At 73.0% G+C, this 23,582-nt stretch carries 16 protein-coding genes; 8 read left to right on the plus strand and 8 right to left on the minus strand.

Annotated features, from left to right (window positions below):
* Positions 1–3 precede the first annotated feature (3 nt).
* A complete protein-coding gene (locus ACZ7MG_RS25440) occupies positions 4–1,047 on the minus strand; it encodes a sugar ABC transporter substrate-binding protein (protein WP_471380779.1) in 1,044 nt (347 codons plus the stop codon).
* A 331-nt stretch (positions 1,048–1,378) separates the two neighbouring features.
* On the opposite strand from ACZ7MG_RS25440, the gene ACZ7MG_RS25445 reads away from it, so the two are divergent.
* Together ACZ7MG_RS25445 and ACZ7MG_RS25450 are read left to right on the plus strand one after the other, a co-directional pair.
* Positions 1,379–2,407: a helix-turn-helix transcriptional regulator gene (locus ACZ7MG_RS25445; protein ID WP_471380780.1), complete on the plus strand. Its 1,029-nt coding sequence runs from the start codon at positions 1,379–1,381 to the stop codon at positions 2,405–2,407.
* Positions 2,408–2,430: 23 nt separating this feature from the next.
* A complete protein-coding gene (locus ACZ7MG_RS25450; RefSeq protein ID WP_471380782.1) occupies positions 2,431–3,048 on the plus strand; it encodes a flavoprotein in 618 nt (205 codons plus the stop codon).
* A gap of 22 nt (positions 3,049–3,070) precedes the next feature.
* On the opposite strand, the gene ACZ7MG_RS25455 is transcribed toward ACZ7MG_RS25450, so the two are convergent.
* From ACZ7MG_RS25455 to ACZ7MG_RS25470, 4 genes are all read right to left on the minus strand, one after another.
* Positions 3,071–3,868 (minus strand): MBL fold metallo-hydrolase, encoded by a 798-nt coding sequence (locus tag ACZ7MG_RS25455; RefSeq protein ID WP_471380783.1) that lies wholly within the window; start codon positions 3,866–3,868, stop codon positions 3,071–3,073.
* Between the two features lie 65 nt (positions 3,869–3,933).
* Positions 3,934–4,731 (minus strand): alpha/beta hydrolase, encoded by a 798-nt coding sequence (locus ACZ7MG_RS25460; protein ID WP_471380784.1) that lies wholly within the window; start codon positions 4,729–4,731, stop codon positions 3,934–3,936.
* 54 nt (positions 4,732–4,785) lie between these two features.
* Entirely contained in the window at positions 4,786–5,610 is an 825-nt protein-coding gene (locus ACZ7MG_RS25465) for an alpha/beta fold hydrolase (protein WP_471380785.1), read from the minus strand.
* Positions 5,611–5,786: 176 nt separating this feature from the next.
* Positions 5,787–8,534: a helix-turn-helix transcriptional regulator gene (locus ACZ7MG_RS25470; protein ID WP_471380787.1), complete on the minus strand. Its 2,748-nt coding sequence runs from the start codon at positions 8,532–8,534 to the stop codon at positions 5,787–5,789.
* A 288-nt stretch (positions 8,535–8,822) separates the two neighbouring features.
* Between ACZ7MG_RS25470 and ACZ7MG_RS25475 the strand changes: the two genes are divergently transcribed.
* The 3 genes from ACZ7MG_RS25475 (at position 8,823) to ACZ7MG_RS25485 (ending at position 12,018) form a co-directional block, all read left to right on the plus strand.
* Positions 8,823–9,986 (plus strand): ABC transporter substrate-binding protein, encoded by a 1,164-nt coding sequence (locus tag ACZ7MG_RS25475; RefSeq protein WP_471380788.1) that lies wholly within the window; start codon positions 8,823–8,825, stop codon positions 9,984–9,986.
* Between the two features lie 176 nt (positions 9,987–10,162).
* Positions 10,163–11,356 carry a sensor histidine kinase gene (locus ACZ7MG_RS25480; protein ID WP_471380790.1) on the plus strand — a complete coding sequence of 398 codons (1,194 nt, stop codon included), beginning with the start codon at positions 10,163–10,165 and terminating at the stop codon, positions 11,354–11,356.
* Between the two features lie 47 nt (positions 11,357–11,403).
* Positions 11,404–12,018 (plus strand): response regulator transcription factor, encoded by a 615-nt coding sequence (locus tag ACZ7MG_RS25485; RefSeq protein ID WP_471381703.1) that lies wholly within the window; start codon positions 11,404–11,406, stop codon positions 12,016–12,018.
* 20 nt (positions 12,019–12,038) lie between these two features.
* On the opposite strand, the gene ACZ7MG_RS25490 is transcribed toward ACZ7MG_RS25485, so the two are convergent.
* Complete coding sequence (locus tag ACZ7MG_RS25490; protein ID WP_471381706.1) at positions 12,039–12,872, minus strand: phytanoyl-CoA dioxygenase family protein; 834 nt, start codon at positions 12,870–12,872, stop codon at positions 12,039–12,041.
* Positions 12,873–12,945: 73 nt separating this feature from the next.
* Here ACZ7MG_RS25490 and ACZ7MG_RS25495 point away from each other — a divergent pair, with 73 nt between their 5' ends.
* Complete coding sequence (locus ACZ7MG_RS25495; protein WP_471380792.1) at positions 12,946–13,863, plus strand: helix-turn-helix domain-containing protein; 918 nt, start codon at positions 12,946–12,948, stop codon at positions 13,861–13,863.
* A gap of 27 nt (positions 13,864–13,890) precedes the next feature.
* On the opposite strand, the gene ACZ7MG_RS25500 is transcribed toward ACZ7MG_RS25495, so the two are convergent.
* Complete coding sequence (locus ACZ7MG_RS25500) at positions 13,891–15,150, minus strand: SLC13 family permease (RefSeq protein ID WP_471380794.1); 1,260 nt, start codon at positions 15,148–15,150, stop codon at positions 13,891–13,893.
* Positions 15,151–15,324: 174 nt separating this feature from the next.
* Positions 15,325–17,739, minus strand: coding sequence for a SpoIIE family protein phosphatase (locus ACZ7MG_RS25505; RefSeq protein WP_471380795.1), 2,415 nt, complete (start codon positions 17,737–17,739; stop codon positions 15,325–15,327).
* Positions 17,740–18,014: 275 nt separating this feature from the next.
* Between ACZ7MG_RS25505 and ACZ7MG_RS25510 the strand changes: the two genes are divergently transcribed.
* Both ACZ7MG_RS25510 and ACZ7MG_RS25515 read left to right on the plus strand, forming a co-directional pair.
* On the plus strand, positions 18,015–21,110 hold the full coding sequence (locus tag ACZ7MG_RS25510; protein WP_471380796.1) for a glycoside hydrolase family 2 TIM barrel-domain containing protein: 3,096 nt from the start codon (positions 18,015–18,017) through the stop codon (positions 21,108–21,110).
* Between the two features lie 164 nt (positions 21,111–21,274).
* The gene (locus tag ACZ7MG_RS25515) at positions 21,275–23,518 is read left to right on the plus strand and encodes a glycoside hydrolase family 9 protein (RefSeq protein ID WP_471380798.1); all 2,244 of its coding nucleotides are present in this window, start codon (positions 21,275–21,277) and stop codon (positions 23,516–23,518) included.
* Positions 23,519–23,582 lie beyond the last annotated feature (64 nt).

Raw genomic sequence — 23,582 nt, forward strand, 5'->3', positions numbered from 1 at the left:
GCCCTACCCGTTCTGGGCGAGCAGCGCGTCGATCTCCCCCGTGTCGCCGCGCTGGAGCAGCTTGACCGGTACCTGGACGCTCGCGTCGGCCTTCCCGGCGGCGACCGCGAGGGGCACGTCGACGATGGCGTTCGCGATGTCCTGCGGAGCGAGGGCGGAGGAGGCGCGGTAGAAGGTGCCCTGCTTGATGGCGAGAAGGGAGGGCGCCGACCCGTCCTGGCCGCCGACGAACGTCTTCCGGTCGCCGTTCTTCCGCCCGGCCTGCTGCAACGCCTTGAACCCGCCGTAGGCCGCCGCGTCCGTGATGCCGAGGATGATGTTCAGGTCGGGGTGCTTGGCGAGCAGCGCGTTGGACTTCGACAGCCCCGTGTCGGGGTCGATGGCCTGCTCCTGCGCGACCACGTCGACGCCGGGCGCGAGCTTGGTGAAGGCGTCGATCATGCCCTTGGTGCGCTCCCGGCCCAGCTCGATCGTGTTGTCGACCAGGAACGCGATCTTCCCCTTCCCGTTCAGCTCCTCGGTGGCCCACTTCGCGGCGGCCTCCCCGAGCAGCGTGCCGCTCTCCCGGAAGCTGAACTGGATGTCGGCGCTCTGGTTCTCCAGCGTCCCGCCGTACGTCACCCAGATCAGCCCCGCGTCGAGCGCCGACTTGGCGATCGACTCGGCGGCCTCGAAGACCATCGGGAACGACACGATCGCGGGCGTCTTCTGAGTGACCCAGGTGGTGAGGTTGCTGGCCTGGGTGTCCGGGTTGCTCGCGTCGCTCGTCGTCAGCAGCTTGACGTCGTGCTTCTTCGCGGCGGCCGTGGAGAGCTTCACCAGGGTGGTGTAGAGCGGGAGTTGGGTGAAGGGGTAGTCGAGGCCGATCTGCGTCAGCTTCCGCGCGGACGGGGACGCGTCCGCCGCCTTCGCCGCACCGGAGCCGGAACCGCTCTCCGGGGCACTGCAGCCCGTGGCGGCCAGCCCGGTCGCGGTGAGCGCTCCGGCGGACCACGCGAGGAACTGCCTGCGTGAGGCCGGGGCGACGGAAAGAGGGCGTCTGGTCATGGCGGGGTTCTCCAAGGGGGACGGGGCCCGTCAGCGGCGGGCGTCCTGCGGTGCCGAAGCGGTGCCTCGGCCGAAGCGGTGCCGGTGCCGAAGCCGTGCCGAAGCCGTGCCGAAGCTGTGCCGAACAGGAAAGACCCCGCCGCCCCGCCCCACCATCCGTACAAATACCGAATGCGGACGACGGCCCGGCACCGTGGAACCCGTCCGGCCGGCCGACAGCGGTGGTCGGCCACGTCACGGATCGGTGAACGCCTTGTCCACCGCACCCCACCGGCATATCGTTAGGGCCCAAAAGACCTGTCCGGTCTCGGGGCCGCCCCGGGAGGCTCGCATGCTCACCCACCACCAGATGGCCGCCGCCGCCCGCATCGGCATGCTCACCCGGGAACGCGACACCGTCTCCGCCTGCGCCGAGGCCCTCCACGAACTGGGCCGCGCCCTGCCCCTGGACGCCGCCACCCTCCTGGAGATCGACCCCCTGACCGGCACCTACGTCCAGGTCGCGGGCGTCGGCTACGACGCCGACGTCTCCGCGACGCTGGCCGCCGAGTTCGTCGCGACCCCCTGGTACGCCAACGTCCTGCGCAGCGAGATCCCGCCCTCCATCTGCGAGGACGTCGAGGACCCGGGGGAGCGCTACCGCGACGGCTGGTTCTACGCCGAGCGCATGCGCCCGGCGGGCGTCCGGGACGCGGTGACGGGCGCCCTGCGCCACCACGGCCGCCTCGTCGGCCTGATCACCCTCTCCACCGCGACCCCCGACGCCTACGACACCGACACCCGCCGGCTGCTCGCGTCCCTGCTGCCCGCCCTGGGCGTCCTCGCCGACCCCACCGCCCACGCGGGCGACCTCCCCGACCTTCCGGCGGAGGGCGGGGCGAGCCTGGTCGTCGCCGACGACACCCTCGACCTCCCCGGCCGCGCCCCGGCGACCGTCCTCCAGGACACCGAGTTCCGCCGTCTCGTGCGCGCCTTCGCCGACGCGCACGGCACCCGGCTGCGCCTGCTCTGGCCCGTGGGCCCCGACTGGTACCGGGTCACCGTCCGCCGCCACACCCTCGGCACGGCCGTCGTACGCCGGGCGGTCCTGGTGCACGAGACGCCCGCACCGCTGCCGTACGGGCTCAGCCCGCGCGAACTGGAGGTGCTCACGCGGGCGGCCACCGGGCAGACGAACCAGGCCATCGCCCAGGCGCTGTTCCTGTCCCCGCGCACCGTACACACCCATGTCGAGCATCTGCTGCGCAAGACCGGCGCCGCCTCCCGCGCCGAGGCCACGGCCCTCGCCGTCCGGGACGGCCTGCTGCGACCGACCGCCGCGGACGTCGAACGCTTTGTCGAGAGAGCGCCCGGCGGCTGAGCCGGGATCAGTAGGGTCGACGGATGACCGCGACCGAGAACACGGCCGGCACCCGGCCCGCACCGACCGGATCCGTTCAGGGCGGACCCGCATCGACCGGCAAGCCCTTCCTCTACGTCGTCGTCTGTGCGGCCGGGATCGCCGTCGATGTGAGCAAGCTGATCACGGCCGCACAGGAGCGGGACTGGGAGGTCGGGGTCATCGCGACGCCCGTCGCCATGGGCGGCTTCTTCGACACGGCGGCGGTCGAGGCGCAGACCGGCCGCCCGATCCGTTCGGCCTGGCGGCGGCCGGGTGACCCGCGCCCCTTCCCGCCACCGGACGCCGTCGTGGTCGCGCCCGCCACCTTCAACACCGTCAACAAATGGGCCGCCGGGCTGGCCGACACCCTCGCGGTCGGCACCCTGTGCGAGGCGAACGGCCTGGGTGTCCCCATCGCCGTCCTGCCCTGTGTGGCCGACGCCCTCGCCGCCCACCCGGCGTACCGCGCGAGCCTGGAGCGGCTGCGCGGCATGGGCGTCCGGTTCGGCGACCCGTACGCCGGGGAGACGGAGGAGGGCGGCGGGCGCGCGGAGTTCCGGTGGGAACGGGCGCTGGACCTGCTGGCGGCGGACGGCGAGGGGGCGAACCCCACCCGCTGACGTCCCCACCCGCTGAGGCCCCTCACACGCTGATCTCCGTGGCCGCCCCCATCGGCAGCCAGCGGAACACCTCCCGTATCCCGGCCGGCGCCCCCGCCAAGGTCCGCTCGGCCGCCGTACGGGCTTCGCGGAAGTGGCTCCACCCTTCGTAGTGCACCGGCACGACGGTACGGGGCCGCAGCAGCCGGCAGACCTCCACGGCCCCGGCGGCGGTCATCGTGTAGCGGAGCGGGCCGGTGACCGGGAAGCCGACGCCGCCGAGGTGGAGCAGGGCGGTGCCCACGGTCAGGCGGCGGCCCACCTCCCGTACGCCGTCGTAGAGGACCGTGTCGCCGGAGATCCACAGCACGCCGTGCAGCTGACCCGGCCAGGAGAGCGCGAAGCCGGTCACGTCGCCGACGACCGGGCGGGACAGCGGCGGGCCGTGCCGGGCGGGGGTGGCGGTCACCTCGACGGTCGTGCCGCCGGGTGTGGACGAGGTGAGCTTCCAGGTGTCCCAGGGGCCCAGCCCCCGCGCGTTGCCGCCGAGCCGACGGGCCCCGGACGGGGTGGTGAGCACGGTCCCCACCCCGGGCAGCAGGGCACGCCCGGCGTCGTCGAGGTTGTCGCCGTGATGGTCGTGGGTGAGCAACACCGCGTCCACCGGGGGCAGTTCGGCTGCCGGGAACGCGGGCCCGGCGGTCTTGCGCGACGACGTGCCCCAGCCGAAGGCGTAGCGGCGGCCCGGCGGGTCGAACGTCGGGTCGGTGAGCAGGCGCAGGCCATCGATCTCGATCAGGGTGGTCGAGCCGCCGATGTGCGTGACGCGGACGCCGGTCATACGGGATCCCTTCCGGAAAAAGGCCCGGGGCGGCCGTGGTGAACGGCCGCCCCGGGCACGGGAGTTCAGCGCGCGTGCGCGACCGCCCAGTCCAGGGCGTCGTCCGCGATCGCCTCCCAGCCGGGGGCGGCGGGCAGCAGATGCGGCATACCGGGGTACTCCTTGACCTCGGTGACCGTGTGCGCCTTGTAGTGCTTGGCGTTGGACTGCTGGACCTTGGGCGGCATCAGATGGTCCTTCTCGCCCGAGACGAACAGCAGCGGCGGCCGGTCCTCGTTGTGGTAGTTCACATAGGTGCTCTGGTGGCCGGGGCGCAGCGTGGCCAGGGCGCTGTCCCAGAAGATGCTGCCGGACGCCGGGACGGCGTACCGCTCGTACAGCGCCCTCGACTCGTCCTCCGGGAAGGTGTTGGTGAAGGCGTAGTGCCACTGCTCGAAGGTGAGACCGACCGCGCGGTGCCGGTTGGCCGGGTTCTTCAGCACCGGGAACGCCGACTTGATCTGGGTCAGCGGGAGGACGGCGACGCCTTCCGTGGGCGCCGAGTTGATCGCCACGCCCGCCGCGCCGAGGGCCCGGTCGAGGAGGAGCTGGACGAAGACGCCGCCCGCGGAGTGGCCGATGAGGACCGGCGGCTTGTCGAGGCCCTGGACGAGGGCCACCAGGCTGTCGACGATCTGCGGGACCGTCACCTTCTCGATCGGGGTGGTGTCGGCGTTGAGCGACTCGACCTCCACCTCGAAGCCCGGGTAGGCCGGCGCGAGGACCCGGTAGCCGCGCTTCTCGTAGTGGGCGATCCAGTGCTCCCAGCTGCGGGGTGTCACCCAGAAACCGTGGATCAGGACGATCGTGTCGGGACTGCTCATCGTTTTCCTTCCAGGAACTGGAACGAGGTGAACAGAACGTGCGGCGGTGCGGGCTCAGGAGTTGAGGAACTCCAGCAGATCCGCGCCGAGTTGTTCCTTGTGGGTGTCCGTGATGCCGTGCGGGGCGCCCGGATAGACCTTCAGCGTCGCGTTCTTGATCCGGGCCGCCGACGCCTTGCCGCCCACCTCGAACGGCACCACCTGGTCGTCGTCGCCGTGGATCACGAGCGCGGGCACGTCGACGGCGTCGAGATCGGCGCGGAAGTCCGTGGCGGAGAACGCGGCGATGCATTCGTACGCGTTCCGGTGTCCGGACTGCAGGCCCTGGAGCCAGAACGCGTCCCGGATCCCCTGCGACACATTGGCCCCGGGCCGGTTGTTCCCGAAGAACGGGCCGTCGGCGAGGTCCCGGTACAGCTGCGACCGGTCGGCCAGCGACCCGGCACGGATCGAGTCGAACACCTCGACGGGCACCCCGCCGGGATTGTCGTCGGTCCTGAGCATCAACGGCGGTACGGCGGAGACCAGCACCAACTGCGCGACCCGCCCGGTGCCGTGCCGGCCGATGTACCGGGTGACCTCGCCGCCGCCCGTGGAGAACCCGACGAGCGTGACGTCCCTGAGGTCCAGGGTGTCGATCAGGGTGGCCAGGTCGTCGGCGTAGGTGTTCATCTCGTTGCCGTGCCAGGTCTGGGTGGAACGGCCGTGCCCGCGCCGGTCGTGCGCGACGACGCGAAACCCGTGCGTGGCCAGGAACAGCTGCTGGGCCTCCCAGCTGTCCGAGCCGAGGGGCCAGCCGTGGCTCAGCACGACCGGGCGGCCCTGACCCCAGTCCTTGTAGAAGATCTGAGCCCCGTCGGCTGCGGTGACGTACGGCATGGAGGTGCTCCCGTCTGCGGGGTTGTCCGGCCCGTGCATCCTCCGGCGGGCCGGGCCGGCGCCGAATCCTGTGGAACGCGTAGTCGGGACGCGGTCCGCGAACGACGCTATGCCCGGGCCCTCCACCCCGCCACGCGGCCTCACCGCTCCCGGATCCGCCACCCCGCCACGCGGCCTCACAGCTCCGGGACCCGCGACAGCTGACGGCGCGAGGTGACGTCCAGCTTCCGGAAGACCTTCCGCAGGTGGTAGTCGACCGTGCTGGCGCTGATGAACAGCCGGGCCGCGATCTCGGCGTTGGTCGCGCCCTCCTTGGCGAGCCGGGCGATGGTCAGCTCCTGCGGGGTGAGCGCGCCGCCGGTCCCCGCCGGGCCGCGCCGCGGATGCTCACCGGTCGCCGCCAGCTCCTGCGCGGCACGGGTCGCGTAGCCCCGGGCCCGCATGGCGTCGAACATGGCCAGCGCCGTACGCAGCTGCTCACGGGCGTCCCTGCGGCGCTTGCGGCGGCGCAGCCACTCCCCGTACAGCAGATGCGCCACGGCCAGGTCGGCGCGGGCGCCGCCGCCCGAGAGCAGGGTGATCGCCTCGCGGTACAGCGGGTCGGCGTCCTCCGCGGGCGCGAGCAGCGCCCGGCAGCGGGCCAGCAGCCCGAGCGCCCACGCGGTGCCGGTGGCCGTCGCCCGGGACTCCAGGGTCCGCAGGGCGGTCGTGGCGAGCACCCGGTCGCCGCAGCGGACGGCGGCCTCGACCAGGTGGGGCAGGATCCGCGAGTGGTAGGCGAACACGTCGTGGCCGGTCAGCTCCTGGGTGATCGTGCGGGCCCGCGCGTAGTCGCCGGCGCCGAGCGCGTGGACCGCCATGCCGATCCGGGCGATGGACTCCACCGCGCCGTTGCCCAGCCAGGTGCCGGCCTCCATGGAGCCGCGCAGCACCGCCTGAAGGTCCTCGGCGTCCGCGTGCCAGGCGAGCAGCTCGGGGTGCCGGTAGATGGCCCAGGTGTCGTCGGTGGCGCCGATCGCGGCCCGGATCTGGTGGCCCTGGGCATGCAGCTCGTCCGCGCGGTCCAGTTCGCCGAGGTTGGTCTCGTGCATCACCGAGCAGTACAGGGCGGTGTCGAGCTGCGGCAGGGCGCCGGCGTCACGGGCGACATCGGCCGCCCGGCGCATGACCGCGCGCTGGGCTTCCTCGTCCCACAGCATCATCGTCAGGGTGATGGCGGGCAGAAAGGCGCGGAGCACGTCCGCGTCCGGGGTCCGGGGGTCCAGCACCATCGCGTGGGCCCGCCGCATATGGGGCACGCCCTGCTCGTAGCCGTCGGTGACGAGGACCGCGAAGGCGCGCAGCACCAGATCGACACCGGTCGCGGGCGCCGAGCGGGGCAGCAGGTCGTCCACGGCCCGCGCGATGTCGGTGACGGTCGCGTCCCGCATCAGATGCTCGGAGGTGATCGCGCCCTGGACCGCCCACAGCAGCGCCTCCCGGGCCAGTTCCGGAGCGCCGTCGGCGAAGGCCCGCGCGGCGCGCAGACACAGCGCCGGCGCCGCCGCGAACGAGCCCGCGTCGCCGAGGAGCGTCACCGAGTGGGAGCGCACCAGCAACGCCCGCCCCCGGCCGACGTCCCCCAGGAGCCCGACGTCGACGGTGTCCAGCAGCGACTCCGCCTGCAGCGGTGCCCCCGCCGTCAGCGCGGCCTCCGCCGCGGCCAGCAGCCGGCCCGCCCGCACCACCCCCTCCGGCGTCAGCTCGGCGGCCCGGACGAGGAAGGTGGCGCGGGCCGCGTAGCCGCCCCGGGCGCCCGCCCGGTCGGCCGACCGCTCCACCTCGGCGGCCACCTCCTCGTCCGGGCCGAGCGCGGCCGCCGCCAGATGCCAGGCCCGCCGGTCGGAGTCGGCGGGCCGGTCCGTCACCTCGGCCAGTGCCCGGTGGGCCCGGCGCCGCTCCACGCTGGTGGCACCGCCGTACACCGCCGACCGCACCAGCGGATGCCGGAACCCGACGGCCGTACGCAGCACCACCAGGCCCGCCGCCTCGGCCGGACCCGAGTCCTCGGGGCCGATCCCGAGCCGCCGGGCCGCGCTCGTGACATACCCGAGGTCGCCGCCGGGCACGGCCGCCGCCAGCAGCAGCCAGGTCCGCGCCGCCCCCGGCAGCTCGCGCACCCGCCGCAGATAGTGCGCCTCCAACCGGCTCCCCACGGGCAGCGGTTCGGGCAGGGCGAGGGAGCCGGAGAGCTGGTCGGCGGTCAGCTCCTGGCCCAGATCGGCCAGCGCGAGGGGGTTCCCGGCGGTCGCGGCCACGATCCGCGCGCCCACCCGGGCGTCCAGCGGCCCGGTGACGGCCTCCCGCAGCAGTTCCAGGGCGAACGGCTCCTCAAGGCCCTTGATCTCGGTGACCGGCAGCCCGGCGGGCGCCTCGAAACCGGTCCGGGCCGCGAACAGCAGCCCCACGCCCTCCGCGTGCACCCGCCGCCCCACGAAGGCGAGGACGCCCAGCGACTCCTCGTCGAGCCACTGCGCGTCGTCGACACAGGCCAGCACCGGCCGCCGTTTCGCGGCCTCCGCGAGCAGCGTCAGGGTCGCGAGGCCCACCAGGAACCGGTCGGCGGGCGGCCCGTCGGCCAGCCCGCACGCCACCCGGAGCGCCTCGTGCTGCGACGGCGGCAGCGCACCCGGCTCCTTCAGCCCGTCCAGAAACGGCACGAGCAACCGCTGCAGCGCGGCGAACGGGAAGCCCGACTCCGACTCCACGCCCGCCACCCGTAACACCCGCAGATCGGCGGCCTCCCCGCCCGCGTGCTCCAGCAGCACGGTCTTGCCGATCCCGGCGTCGCCGCGCAGCAGCAGGACGCCGCTCAGCCCCTGCCGTACTTCCGCCACCAGCCGTTCGAGTCGCTCACGTTCCCCTGCCCGCCCCTTGAGAACCACGACGACGACGCCCTTCGATCGGGGGCCTCCTGTGCAGGCCGTATGAGGTTATGACGAGGTTTTGGTGAAGCCGTCTCATTCAATCAGCGTGCGGCCAGGCGCACTTGGGCATCGGGCGAGCGCGGGACACGGTGATCCGACGGTGACGGATGAGGCGCCGTTCAACCGAACGGTTGAACGGATCGACGGCTTACGGGCGACGCGCGGCGGCCCCCGCCGCTCACAGACTTACGGTGCCGCCGCAGCGGCACCGCCCCACGAGTCAGCCCCGAAAGGACCTTCCCCCACATGGCCAGCAGCTTCAGCAGGCGCCGCATCCTCACCACCGGGGCGGGCGCCGCGCTCGGCGGCCTCGCCGCGACCGGCGCCGCCCAGGCCGCCACCGCCCGGGCCGCCGGCGCGTCGGCGTCGGACTCCCGTACGGCGGCGGGGGGTTCGGAGGAGACCCGCTCCCTCGACGAGCTGTACCGCGCCGCGGTCGCCGAGGGCGGCAAGCTCGTCATCTACGCGGGCGGCGACACCTCCACCCAGCAGGACTTCACGGCCCAGGCGTTCCGCGCCCGCTTCCCGGACATCGACCTCACGATGGTCGTGGACTACAGCAAGTACCACGACGTCCGGGTCGACAACCAGCTCGCGACCGGCACCCTCGTCCCCGACGTCGTCCAGCTCCAGACCCTCCAGGACTTCACCCGCTGGAAGAGCCAGGGCAGGCTGCTGCCCTACAAGCCCGCCGGATTCTCCAAGCTGTACAAGGACTTCCGCGACCCGCAGGGCGCCTGGACGGCCGTCCAGGTCATCGCCTTCAGCTACATGTACGGCGTCGACGCCGTCGCCGGGAACGCGCCCAAGTCGCCGAAGGAGCTGGTCGACCCGCGCTGGAAGGGCGCCATCGCCTCCTCCTACCCGCACGACGACGACGCGGTGCTCTACCTGTTCTCCCTGTACCAGGAGGCCTACGGCTGGGACTGGATCGCCGAGTTCGCCGCGCAGCAGCCGCAGTTCAACCGCGGTTCGCACACCCCGGGCGTCGCGGTCAACGGCAAGCAGAAGGCGATCGGTGTCGGCGGCTCCGGCTCGCTGACCGCGCCCCCGACCGCCGCGACCCGCTTCGCGGTGGCCGACGGTCACCCGTTCATGGCCTGGGGCCAGCGCGCCGCGATCCTCAAGAAGGCCGCCAACCCCACCGCCGGCAAGCTGTACCTCAACTGGGCGCTGTCCACCGAGCGTCAGCAGGGCTCGTTCAACGGCTGGTCCGTCCGCACCGACGTCACCCCCGCCGGTGGCCTCAAGCCCGTGTGGACCTACCGCGACGCGCACCTCGACGGCTTCCCCCGGTTCATGGAGGACCGCGCGCAGGTCGAGCGCTGGAAGCAGACCTTCGCCCTCTACTTCGGCGAGGTCAAGGGCGACCCGACGCCGGGCGTCCTGGGCCTGCACCCCGGGCGGTAGCACCCCACCGGACGGGCACGGCGCACCGGGCGTACGGCGTCCCGGGCGCGTACAGCCTCCCGGGCGGGCGCGGGTGCGGCGCACTCCTTTACCTCGGTCATAGGTGTCGCTGTCTACACTCGGCTGGCCCCGCCAGCCCCGTGCCCGTCCGGACCGTCGCAGAGGGAATCGCCGCCGTGCCCGCCATCGCCGCCCCCGCCTTCGTACGCAGAGGTTCGCTGTCGCTCCGGCGGCTGCCCGACCTGGTCTTCCTGACCGTGGCCGTCGGCGGCGTCCTCCGCCTGGTCGACCTCAACATCGCGCTGTGCTGGCAACTGGTCCCGCTCGTCACCCTGCTGTCGGTCGGGTACGTCGTCGGACTCGCCCGCTGGGACCGGCTCGGGACCCGGGGCCGGCCCCTCTGGCTCGGCGCCCTGCTGGCCCTGTGGTGCGGGATCTCCTGGGGCATGCCCGCGCCCGTCGCCACCGCCTACACCTGGCTGGCCCTCCCGCTGGCGATCCTCGCCCTGCGTATGTTCACCGGCCGTACGGCCGTCGCCGCCGTCGGCGTGATCACCGTGCTCCTCGTCGCGGTGATCGCCCGGACCACCGTGACCCTCCACCCCGAACTGGTCGTCCCGCCCACCGCCGCGCTCTGGGCCACCGTCGCCCTCTACCGCGCCCAGCAGCGACTCCTCGCCGAACTCCGGTGCACCCGGGCCGAGTTGGCGCGCGGCCAGCGCGAGGCCGGCCGGCTCGCCGAGCGCGCCCGGATCGCCCGCGACCTGCACGACACCCTCGCCCAGGAACTCGCCGGCAGCCGGATGCTCCTCCAGGCCGCCGACCGCGACTGGGACCGCCGCCCCGACCTCGCCCGCACCCAGGTCCGTACGGTCGTGGACGCGCTCGGCGCCAACCTCGCCGAGACCCGCACCATCATCAGCGACCTCACCCCGCCCGCCCTGGAGCACGACGATCTCGCCACCGCGCTCCGCACCCTCTGCGCCCGCGACACGGCCACCCCCTCGCGGGTGCTGTTCCGCGCCGAGGGCGATCCGGGCGACCTGTCCCGCGACCGGGCCGCCGCCCTGCTCCGCGTCGCCCAGGGCCTGCTGGCCAACGCCTGCGAGCACGGCCGCGCCCGGCACGTCTGGGTCACCCTCGACCACCACGACGGCACGACCGTCTCCGTCGAGGTACGGGACGACGGCGTCGGCTTCGACGCGGCACGGGCCGCGGGCCGCCGGGGCGACCGCGGCCTCGGCCTGAGCGCCGGCCGGGAGCGGCTGGACGCCCTCGGCGGCACGCTCACCGTCCGCAGCGCCCCCGGCCGAGGCACCCTGGCCCGCGCCAGCCTCCCCGTGGACACCCTCGCCCTGGCCGGCCGGTGAACGACCCGCACACCCACCCGCTGCGCGTCCTGATCGTGGACGACCACATGGTCGTACGCGCCGGACTGCGCGCCCTCCTCACCGGCGAACCCGGCTTCGAGGTCGTCGGCGAGACCGGCGACGGCGAGGAGGCCGTCCGCCTCGCCGTGCGGCTGGCCCCGGACGTGGTGCTGATGGACCTCCGGCTGACCGACGACACCACGCCCGGCACCCGGGCGGGCGGCCTCGACGCGACCCGGCGGATCACCGCCGAGGCCCCCGGCAGCCGGGTCGTCGTCCTCACCAGCTCCGGCACCCAGGGCGATGTCGTCCGGGCGATGGAGGCGGGCGCCCGCGGCTACATCCTCAAGGCGGGCCCGCCCGAGGAACTGTTCCGCGCGGTACGGGCCGCGGCGGCCGGTGGCATGGGGCTCGCCCCCGAGGCCGCCGGACATCTCGCCGGTCATCTGGCCGATCCGGGCACCGCCCTGAGCGACCGTGAGATCGAGGTCGTACGGCTGCTGGCGCTCGGCCACAGCAACCGGTCCATCGCCGCCGCCCTCTTCCTCACCGAGGCCACGATCAAGACCCATCTGGTCCGCGTCTACCGCAAGCTCGGCACCGAGAACCGGGCGAGCACGGTGTCCGAGGCAATCCGGCGGGGGCTGCTCGAACTGGGCTGAGGCGGGGCGAAGGACCTCGCTCAGTGGGCGCCCATCGGCTCGAACTCGGTGCCGCAGGGGCCCGCCCCCTCGCTCTCCGCCAGGGCCACCGGGGCGCCGCTCATGGTCAGCGTCTCGTAGTAGCGGCCGATGCGTTCCGTGGAGCGGCCCACGTAGTGGCCGATGAAGGAGCGGCGGAACCGGTCGGTGGTGCGGTTGGGCTGGGAGCCGTGCACCAGGCTGCCGTTGAAGAACAGGACGTCGCCCGGGCGCATGTCGACGGGCGCGGCGGTCAGTCCGGGCGGCGGCGGGACGTACTCCCGGACGAACGACACCTCCTCGTCCGCCTCCTCCGGGCAGAACAGGTCCATGCGGTGGGTCCCCGGCACGACCTCCAGGCCCCCGTTGTCCCGGTCGATCACATCGCAGGCGATCCACGCGGCCACACACGTCCCCGGCTCGACCCGCAGATAGAAGTTGTCCTGGTGCAGCGCCTGCCCCCGGGCGCCCGGCGGCTTGAAGTAGAACATGCTCTGCGCGGCCAGCACCTCCTCGCCGAGCAGCCCTTCGAGGATCTCCCGCAGCCGGGTGTCGAGGAGCACCCGCAGCGAGAGCTCGTCGATGCGGTGCGGGTGCATCACCCGGGGGTGGACGTGCAGCGGGTCGGCCGGTTCGCCCGGCGCGGCCGGGCGGGGCTGGAAGTGCCCCGGAACGGGCCCGCCCGCCTGAAGGGCCGCGAACCGGCCGCACAGCTCCTCGATCTCGGCCGGGGAGAACAGCCCCCGCACCACCAGATACCCGTCCTCCTCGAACGTGTCCCGGAACTCCGCCCGGAACCCCGCCCGGAACTCCGCCCGCTCCTCCGCCTTGCCCATGGCTGCCATCCGCGCGTCCCTTCTCACCGTGGTCCGATGTACTCCACGCTAGGTCCGAGCGCCTTTCGGGAGGATGCCTGTGCGTGCTGACGACCTGCCCGTGACTGCTGTCCCCGAGGACCCCTCACCACCGCCCGGCCAGGTGATCGTCGGCCGCTTCGACCAGCGCCCGCCGTACGCCGTGCACCGGCCGCGCGGCGCCGACAGCTGGCTGTTCACCTGGACCACGGGCGGCGGGGGACTGCTGCGGCAGGGCGCCGCGCGGACGACGGCCGGCCCCGGCGATCTGGTGGTCCTCGGCCCGGGAGTGCCGCACCACTACACGGTCGAGCCCGGCGCCGGGCAGTGGGCGTTCTGGTGGGCGCACTGCCAGACCCGGCCCTCCTGGACGTCCTGGCTGCGCCCGTACGAGGCCGGTGACCGCCTGTACGCCGTGCCCTCGGCCCCCGACGGCATCCGCGCCCGCGTCGCCGCGGCCTTCCACCGGATGCTCGCCGACGCCCGCTGGACCGGCGAGGGCACACCCCCGGCACCCGGCGCGACCGTCCCGGACGACGAGGTCGCCGTGGCCCACGGCACGGCCGCCCGCGAACTCGCGCTCTGCTCCCTGGAGGAGGTCGTCCTGCTCACCGCCGCCCGGTCCGAGCCGCGCCGCTCGGGGGTGGACCCGAGGATCCGCAGGGCCGGGGACCTCATCGCCGCCGATCCCGGCGCCCCGCACACCGTCCGCTCCCTCGCCGAGCACGTCGCCCTCTCCCCGTCCCGCTTCGCCCACCTCTTCACCGAGCAGCTCGGCCACTCCCCGATGCGCGCCCTCCACCACGCCCGCCTCCACCACGCCGCCCGCCTCCTGGAAGCCACCGACCTCCCCGTCGAACGCGTCGCCACCGCCTCCGGCTTCACCGGCCCCTTCCACTTCAGCCGGGTGTTCCGACAGCGGTACGGGGTGCCACCGGGGAAGTACCGCCGGGGGCTGCGCGACGACGGCTGACCGGCCGGTGCCCGGCCGGTGGCCCGCTCAGCCCCCGAGGACGAGCAGGGACAGCCACAGGGCCACCACCGACGACACCAGTGCCGCCGGGACGGTCAGGAGGCCGAGGCGGGTGAACTCGCCGAGGTCTACGTCGTGGTCGTGGTGGTGGACGATGCGGCGCCAGAGGAGGGTGGCGAGGGAGCCGGCGTAGGTGAGGTTCGGGCCGATGTTGACGCCGAGGAGGACGGCGAGAACGGCGCCGGTGCCGAGCGGGGCGGCCAGGGGGACCAGGACGAGGACCGCGGGCAGGTTGTTGATGACGTTGGAGAGGAGGGCCGCGAGGGCGGCGACGCCGAGCAGGGCGAGCAGCCCGGTGCCGGACGGCATCACCCGGCCGAGCGCGTCGGCGAGACCGTTGTCGACCACCGCGCGCACCACGACGCCCAGCGCCAGCACGAACGCGAGGAAGGGGAGCGAGACGGAGTGGAGGAGCGCGACCGGGGTCGTGGTGCGGCGGGCGAGCGCCCGGACCGCGAGGACCACGGCACCGGCCAGCGCCGCCCAGACGGGCTCGATCCCGAGCGCGGACGTCACCACGAAGCCGGCGAGCGTGCACACGACCGTGACCAGCGCGAACACCGGCAGCTCGGGGGCCTCGACCGCCTCCTTCGGCGTGGGTGCCCCGGCGTCCAGATCGGCCGCGAAGAACCGGCGGAACACCAGGTACTCGGCGGCCACGGCCACCGCCCACGGCGCCGCCATCAGCAGCGCGAACCGGGTGAAGGTCAGCCCGCTCGCGGTGAACGCCAGCAGGTTGGTGAGGTTGGAGACGGGCAGCAGCAGCGAGGCCGTGTTCGACAGATGCGCGGTGGCGTACAGATGCGGCTTCGGGCGGGCGCCCAGCCGGGCCACGGTCGCGAACACCACCGGGGTGAGCAGCACGACCGTCGCGTCCAGGCTGAGGACCGCCGTGATGCCGGAGGCCAGCGCGAACGTCGAGCCCAGCAGCCGCCGGGGGCTGCCCGCCGACGCCCGCGCCATCCACGCGCCGCACGCCTGGAAGAGCCCCTCGTCGTCGCAGAGCTTGGCCAGCACCAGTACGGCGGCGAGGAATCCGAGCACCGGGCCCAGCAGCTCGGCCTCGGCACGGGCGTGGTCGAGGGAGACGGCACCGGCCGCCACGGCGACACCGGCGGCCGGGACCGCGACCACGGCCTCCGGCAGTCCGAACGGGCGGGCGACCGCGCAGCCGAGGACGACGACGAGCAGAACGACGGAGAGGACCTCGGCGAGGGCGGTGTTCACGGCAGGACTTTCGCGGCGTAAGCAGGGCAGAGACGTTCGCAGGCCGCGCACGGCGGCGCGCGGGGGCTGCTGCACCGTACAGCTGCCCACCGACGCCCGCCGAACGCGAGTACGGCCTACGGTGAGGCCCATCTCACGCCCGTTAAACCCGTCCCGGTGCGGCGGGGCCGCGCCTCACTCCTCCGACAGCGTCAGCTCCGCCCAGATCGTCTTGCCGTCCTCGGTGTGCCGGCTGCCCCACCGCTGGGTCAGCTGGGCCACCAGCAGCAGTCCGCGGCCGCCCTCGTCGAAGGTCTTGGCCCGGCGCAGATGCGGGGCGGTGCCGCTGCCGTCGGACACCTCGCAGATCAGGGTGGTGTCGTCGTGGATCAGCCGCAGCTGGATCGGCGGGACGCCGTGCCGGATCGAGTTGGTGACCAGCTCGCTCACCACCAGCTCCGCCGTGAACGCCGACTCGCTGATGCCCCAGAGCGCCATCTGCGTCAGCACGTACTGCCGGGTCCGGGCGACGAACGCGGGGTCGGCGGGGATCGACCAGGTCGCGACCCGCTCCGCCCTGAGCCCCCGGGTGCGGGCCAGCAGCAGCGCCACGTCGTCGGGGGCGCCGTTCGCCGGCAGCAGGGACTGCACGACGTCCTGGCAGATGTCGTCCAGTGAGCCGCTGCGGCCGGACAGCGCCTCGGCCAGCAGTTCCTGACCGGCGTCGATGTCCCGGTCCCGGGTCTCGATCAGACCGTCGGTGTACAGGGCGATGACCGTGCCCTCGGGCAGTTCGAGTTCGGCGGACTCGAAGGGCAGTCCGCCGAGGCCCAGGGGCTGTCCCGACGGCACTTCCACCTCCATCGGCCGCCCGTCCGGGTCCAGCACCACGGGCGGGGGATGCCCGGCGCGGGCGAAGGTGCAGCGGCGGGTCACCGGGTCGTAGACGGCGTACAGACAGGTGGCCCCCACCTCACCGGTCACGCCCTCGCTGCCGGCCTCCGCCGACAGCCGTACGACGAGGTCGTCGAGGTGGGTCAGCAGTTCGTCGGGGGCGAGGTCGACGTCGGCGAGGGTGCGGACGGCGGTCCGCAGCCGGCCCATGGTGGCGGAGGCCTGGACGCCGTGCCCGACGACGTCGCCGACGACCATGGCGACCCGCATCCCGGAGAGCGGGATCACGTCGAACCAGTCACCGCCGACCCCGGCCTGCGCCGCCGGGAGATACCGGGAGGCCGCCTCCAGGGCGGGCATCCGGGGGAGGGTCTGGGGCAGGAGGCTGCGCTGCAGGGCGAGGGCGGTCTCGCGTTCGCGGGAGTAGCGGCGGGCGTTGTCGATGCAGACGGCGGCGCGGGCCGTCACCTCCTCGGCGAGCAGCTCGTCGTCGGCGGTGAACGGGTCGGTCCGCTTGAAACGGGTCAGGACGGCCACCCCGAGGGTCGTGCCACGGGCCCGGATCGGCACCGACATGGTGGTGTGGACGCCCAGCTCCTTGACCCGTTGGCTGCGTATGGGGTCCCAGGCGAGCCAGTCCACCAGTGTGTTGGCGGGGTCGGTCGCCACGATGGTGTGCCCGACCGTCAGGGACGCCGCCTGTGGGGAGGAGGCCGGATAGACGTCGGTACGGCCCACCTCGACGACCGTCTCGGGGCAGCCGGGGGTGACCGACTGGTGGGCGGCCCGGCGCAGGGTGAAGGGCGGGGAGAGCGGGCCCTCGTGCGGTTCGTCGCCGTGGTCGAGGGACTGCATCAGATCGACGCTGACGAAGTCGGCGAGGACCGGGACGCACACGTCGGCCAGCTCCTGCGCGGTGCGCCGGACGTCGAGGGTGGTGCCGATACGGATGCTCGCCTCGTTCACCAGCTGCAGCCGCTGCCGAGCGAGGTACTGCTCGGTGATGTCGTGCCCGGTGACACAGACCCCGATCGGCACCCCGGAGTCGTCCAGGACCGGGGCGATCGCGGCCGACCAGGCGTGCGCGCGGTCCTCGTCGGCGGCCCGCAGGAAGGTCTGTACGTCCCTGCGCCGGCCCAGGGCGAGCACCTCGCGCAGATGCTGCTCCAGCTTCTCGCCCTGCCGGCCGCCCAGGATCTCGGACATGTGCAGGCCCCGGAGGTTGTCCTCGGGCATGCCCACGGCGTCCGCCATCACGGCGTTGATGCCGCGCAGCCGCAGCCGGTCGTCGAAGACGGCCATCGCGCACGGAGACTGGACCATGACGGCCGCCGCGAGCGGATCGTCCCGCACCAGCGGCCCCGGATCGTCCAGCGGACACAGAACCAGCCAGCTGCCGCCGCCGTCGTTGTCCCGCATGCCCCGGTGGTGGGCGAGCAGCCACGCGGTCACCGTACGGCCGTCGCGGTGACGCAGCGCGAGCGTGCCGCTCCAGACGCGGCTGCCCGGCGGGGGCGGCAGGAAAGCGCCCCCCGGGGCCAGCAGCTCCTCGGCGGGGCGTCCCACGACCTCCGCCGCGGGCCAGCCCAGCAGACGGCTCGCGCCCTCGTTCCACTCGACGATCGTGCCGTCGCCGTCCATGGCCGCCCGCGCCGTGGCGGCACCGTCCAGGGCATACGCAGGGGCATCACCGTGCGTTACCTTGCGGCTCCTCATCGTCGCGAGTTCCATTCCGCCGGACCGAACGGGCTTACGGGTGAATTCCAGCCTATGCGCTCCGCCGGTAAAGCGGACGGGAAACCGCACGCCTGCCTGATTTACCGCATCAGTGCGCGCGAGTGGCGTGAGGGGCTCTTGACGCCCCTGGGGAGGATCGTCAGATTCTGTTTGGTCACGATCACTTGTGATGGCTTGTGGGGCTCCGCGTCGCACCAGGCCGGTGCTCCGCGGCTCCCGGAACGTCCACCCGCACGTTCGACGAAGGGAACACCATGACCGTCACCCGCAGATCCTTACTCGTCGCGGGCACCTCCGCCCCGCTGGCGGGAGCGCTGGCGGGCACCGCCACCGCCGCACCCCGGGCGCGCCCTTCGTCCCCCGGCCGGACCCTGCCCCTCCGGGACGGCTGGCGCTTCGCCCTCGTCAACCCGGGCGGCATCACCGACCCGACCGGCGCGTACGCCGACGCCGCCGACCCCGGCCACGACGACTCCGCCTGGCGCCGGGTCGCCGTCCCGCACGACTGGTCCATCGAACTGGCGCCCACCACCCAGCACGGCACCACCAGCGGCACCGGCTTCTTCCCCGGCGGCCTCGGCTGGTACCGCACCACCTTCACCCTGCCGCCCTCCCTCGCCGGGAAGCGGATCTCCGTCGAGTTCGACGGCGTCTACATGGACTCGTACGTCTACTGCAACGGCACCGAGGTCGGCCGCCACCCCTACGGCTACACCGGCTTCGCCTTCGACCTCACCGACCTGCTGCACACCGACGGCAGCACCGCGAACGTCATCGCCGTCAAGGTCCAGAACCGCCTGCCCAGCAGCCGCTGGTACTCCGGCAGCGGCATCTACCGCGAGGCCCGCCTCGTCGTCACCGACCCCGTGCACGTGGCCCGCTGGGGCACCCAGGTCACCACGCCCGACATCACGGAGGAGCGCGCCCTCGTCCGCGTACGGACCTCCGTCGTGAACGCCTCCGGGGCCGGGGCGGACGTCGAGATCGTCTCCCGGATCGTCGATGCCCGGGGCCGCACGGTCGCCCGTACGTCCTCCACCGTCTCCGTCACCGGCACCGCGACCGAGACCGAGACCCAGGAACTGACCGTCCGCGAGCCGAGACTGTGGGACTTCACGGACCCGCACCGCTACACCCTCAGGACCGAACTGCGTGTCGGCGGCAGGACCACCGACACCCACCGCACGCCCTTCGGCATCCGCACCTTCCGCTTCGACCCCGACGAGGGCTTCCACCTCAACGGCACCGCGCACAAGATCAAGGGCGTCGACCTCCACCACGACCTGGGCGCGCTCGGCGCCGCCGTCAGCGCCGACGCGATCCGCCGACAGATGACGATCATGAAGTCGATGGGCGTCAACGCCTTCCGCACCTCCCACAACCCGCCCTCCCCCGAGATGATCGAGGTCTGCGAGGAGCTGGGCATCGTGATGATGGTCGAGGCCTTCGACTGCTGGCGCAGCCCCAAGACCCGCTACGACTACGGCCGTTTCTTCGACGAGTGGGCCGACCGCGACGTGACCGAGATGGTGCTCGCCGCCCGTAACTCGCCCGCCGTCCTCATGTGGTCGATCGGCAACGAGGTCTCGGAGTTCACCTCCACCTCCGGCCTCGCCATGGCGGACCGGCTGATCGCCGCCGTGAAGGCCTCCGACGACACCCGCCCGATCGTCATCGGCTCCCACCGCCACCGCAGCGTCCCCGCCCCCGGCACCCCCGGCGATCTGATCCTGGCCAAACTCGACGGCCTCGGCCTCAACTACAACACCGCCAAGTCGGTGGACGCCCTGCACGCCCGCTACCCCCACCTGTTCCTCTTCGAGTCGGAGTCGTCCTCGGAGACCTCGACACGGGGCGTCTACCAGGAGCCCGAGCGCCTCAACACCGGCGAGAACCACACCCCCGGGAAGCGGGGCGTCTCCTCCTACGACAACAACCTCGCCTCCTGGACCATGAGCGGCGAGTACGGCCACAAGAAGGACCGCGACCGGAAGTGGTTCGCCGGGCAGTTCCTCTGGTCCGGCATCGACTACATCGGCGAGCCCACGCCGTACGACGTCTTCCCGGTGAAGGCCTCCTTCTTCGGCGCGGTCGACACGGCCGGCTTCCCGAAGGACATGTACTACCTCTTCCAGAGCCAGTGGACCGCCCGGCCCATGGTCCATCTGCTGCCGATGACCTGGAACCACGCCGAGGGCGACACGGTGGAGGTGTGGGCGTACTCCAACGTCGACACCGTGGAGCTGTTCCTCAACGGAAAGTCCCTGGGGACACGGCGGTTCGACGAGAAGAAGACCGTCGACGGGCGCCCCTACCTGGAGACCACCGAGGCCACCGGCGACGACAAGACCTTCACCGACGGCCCGTACCCCGGCAGCTACACCAGCCCCAACGGCAGCGCGGGAAAGCTCCACCTCACCTGGCAAGTGCCGTACGCGCCCGGTGAGTTGAAGGCGGTGGCGCGGCGGAACGGCAGGACCGTCGCCACCGACGTCCTGCGCACGGCGGGCCGGCCGCACACGGTGCGGCTGACCGCCGACCGCAAGTCCGTGGCCGCGGACGGGCGTTCACTGGCCTTCGTCACCGCCGAGATCGTCGACGCCCGGGGCGTGGTGGTGCCCGACGCCGAGCACCTGATCACCTTCGACGTACGGGGCGGCTCCCTCGCCGGGCTCGACAACGGCCGTGAGGAGAGCGCCGAGCGCTACCAGGCCGCCACCCGGACCGCGTTCGGCGGCAAGGCGCTCGCGATCGTCCGGGCCGGGACCGAGCCCGGTTCGGTGAAGGTGACGGCACGGGTGGAGGGGCTGAGGACCGGGAAGGTGAGCGTCCGGGCCACGACGGCGCGCGACAGATCGTCCACTCCGGCCGCCGAGTTCGCGCCCGACCACCCGGCCGCCATCAACCACCCGCACGCAGACGCCAGTTACTCCGGGCGCACCGACACCCTCCCCGCCGCCATGCTGGACGGCGACCCGGCCACCGGCTGGTCCAACGCCTTCCTCAAGGCGGCCACCGCCCTGCTGCCGGCGTTCGGCGGGGCACGGCCCGAGGACTGGGTGTCGGTCGACTGGGGGAGGCCCGGGACGGTCGACCGGGTCGAGGTCTCCTTCACCGTCGACGCCGGGCACACCCTGCCCGAGGCCGTCACGGTCGAGGTGGGGGACGGTGAACGGTACGTCCCGGTCGAGGGCGCGAAGACCGACTGGGCCACCGCCTCGGACGCCCCGACGGTGATCACGTTCGCCCCGGTGCGCGGCACCCGGATCCGGCTCACCCTGACGAGCCGCCATCCGGGCGAGGCGCGCGGCGCGGTGCGGATCAGCAGACTGGACGTTCTCGCGGTCTGACCGTGCGACGCCGGCCGGTCGGAGGGAGCCGCCGCGGTCCGGACGGGAAACCAGTCCTGTCCGGACCGTTGACGGGCTGTCATGTCTCTAACAGCATGGCCCGCAGCCCTGCCTGGGAGCGCTCCCACGTCCTACGTCCCCCACCTCCCCCGAGGAGCCCCGACGTGAAACGACGCAGAACCACCCTGCTCGCCCTGACGGCCCTCCTCGCGGCGGCGCTCACCGCGCTGCCCACCGGCTCGGCCCAGGCCGAGGAGGTCGAACAGGTGAAGAACGGCACCTTCGACACCACCACCGCCCCCTGGTGGACGACCGGCAACGTCACCGCCGGGCTCACCGACGGCCGCCTCTGCGCCGAGATCCCCGGCGGCACCACCAACCGCTGGGACGCCGCCGTCGGCCAGAACGACCTCACCCTCGTCAAGGGCGAGTCGTACCGCTTCAGCTTCTCCGCCTCCGGCACCCCCCAGGGCAACATCCTGCGCGCGATCGTCGGCCTGTCCGTGGCCCCGTACGACACCTACTTCGAGGTCAGCCCGCAGCTGAACGTCTCGGGCGACGCGTACACCTACACCTTCACCTCGCCCGTCGACACCACCCAGGGCCAGGTCGGCTTCCAAGTGGGCGGCAACGCGAACCCGTTCACCTTCTGCATGGACGACGTGTCGCTGCTCGGCGGGGTGCCCCCGGAGGTGTACGAGCCCGACACCGGGCCCCGGGTGCGCGTCAACCAGGTCGCCTATCTGCCCGCCGGACCCAAGAACGCCACCCTGGTCACCGAGGCCACGGCCAAGCTGCCCTGGCAGCTGAAGAACGCCTCGGGCGCGGTGGTCGCCCAGGGGCGGACCACCCCGCGCGGGCTCGACGCCTCCTCCGGGCAGAACGTCCACTCGATCGACTTCGGCGCGTACCGCAAGCGCGGCGCCGGCTTCACCTTGACCGTCGACGGCGAGACCAGCCGCCCGTTCGACATCGACCCGGCCGCCTACGAACGGCTCCGGCTCGACTCGCTGAAGTACTACTACACCCAGCGCAGCGGCACCCCGATCGACGACCACCTGCGCCCCGGCTACGGCCGCGCGGCCGGCCACGTCGACGTGGCGCCCAACCAAGGGGACGGGAACGTGCCCTGCCAGCCCGGTGTCTGCGACCACCGGCTCGATGTCACCGGCGGCTGGTACGACGCCGGCGACCACGGCAAGTACGTCGTCAACGGCGGTATCTCCACCTGGGAGGTGCTCAGCACCTACGAACGCGCGCTGCACGCCCGCACCGGAGAGCCCCGGAAGCTCGGGGACGGCTCGCTGGACATCCCGGAGAGCGGCAACAAGGTCCCCGACCTGCTGGACGAGGTCCGCTGGGAGCTGGACTTCCTGCTGAAGATGCAGGTGCCGCAGGGCGAGCCCCTCGCGGGCATGGCGCACCACAAGATCCACGACGAGCAGTGGACCGGCCTGCCCCTGATGCCCGCCGACGACCCGCAGAAGCGCGAACTGCACCCGCCGAGCACCGCGGCCACCCTGAACCTGGCCGCCACCGCCGCCCAGGCGGCCCGCCTCTACCGCCCCTACGACCCCGCGTTCGCCGCGAAGGCCCTCACCGCGGCCCGCACGGCCTGGGCGGCGGCGAAGGAGCACCCCGCCCTGTACGCCTCCGAGAGCGACGGCATCGGCGGCGGCACCTACGCCGACCGCGACGTCACCGACGAGTTCTACTGGGCGGCGGCGCAGCTGTACCTCACCACCGGTGAGAAGACCTTCCAGGACCAGGTCCTCGCCTCACCCGTGCACACCGCCGACATCTTCGGCCCCGTCGGCTTCGACTGGGCCCGCACGGCCGCCGCGGGCCGCCTCGACCTCGCGACCGTCCCGAACAAGCTGCCCGGCCGCGACAAGGTCCGCCAGTCCGTGATCAAGGCCGCCGACCGCTATCTGGCCACGCTGAAGGCCCACCCCTACGGCATGCCGTACGCCCCCGACAACCACCTCTACGACTGGGGCTCCAACCACCAGATCCTCAACAACGCGGTGGTGATCGCCACGGCGTACGACATCAGCGGCGCCTCGAAGTACCGCGAGGGCGCCCTGCAGAGCATGGACTACCTCTTCGGCCGCAACGCCCTCAACATCTCCTACGTCACCGGCTACGGCGAGGTCGACGCCCGCAACCAGCACAGCCGCTGGTACGCCCACCAGCTCGACCCGTCCCAGCCCAACCCGCCGGCCGGCACCCTCGCCGGCGGCCCCAACTCCTCCATCCAGGACCCCTACGCACAGAGCAAACTCCAAGGCTGTGTCGGCCAGTTCTGCTACATCGACGACATCCAGTCCTGGTCGACCAACGAACACACGATCAACTGGAACGCGGCCCTGGCCCGCATGGCGTCGTTCGTGGCGGACCAGAGCTGAGCGTCGCCTCCCCTTCGGTACCGCGTGGGGTAGCCCGTGACCTGCGACTATTTACGGGTAAGTA

The organism is Streptomyces sp. NPDC107538 (assembly GCF_055657445.1).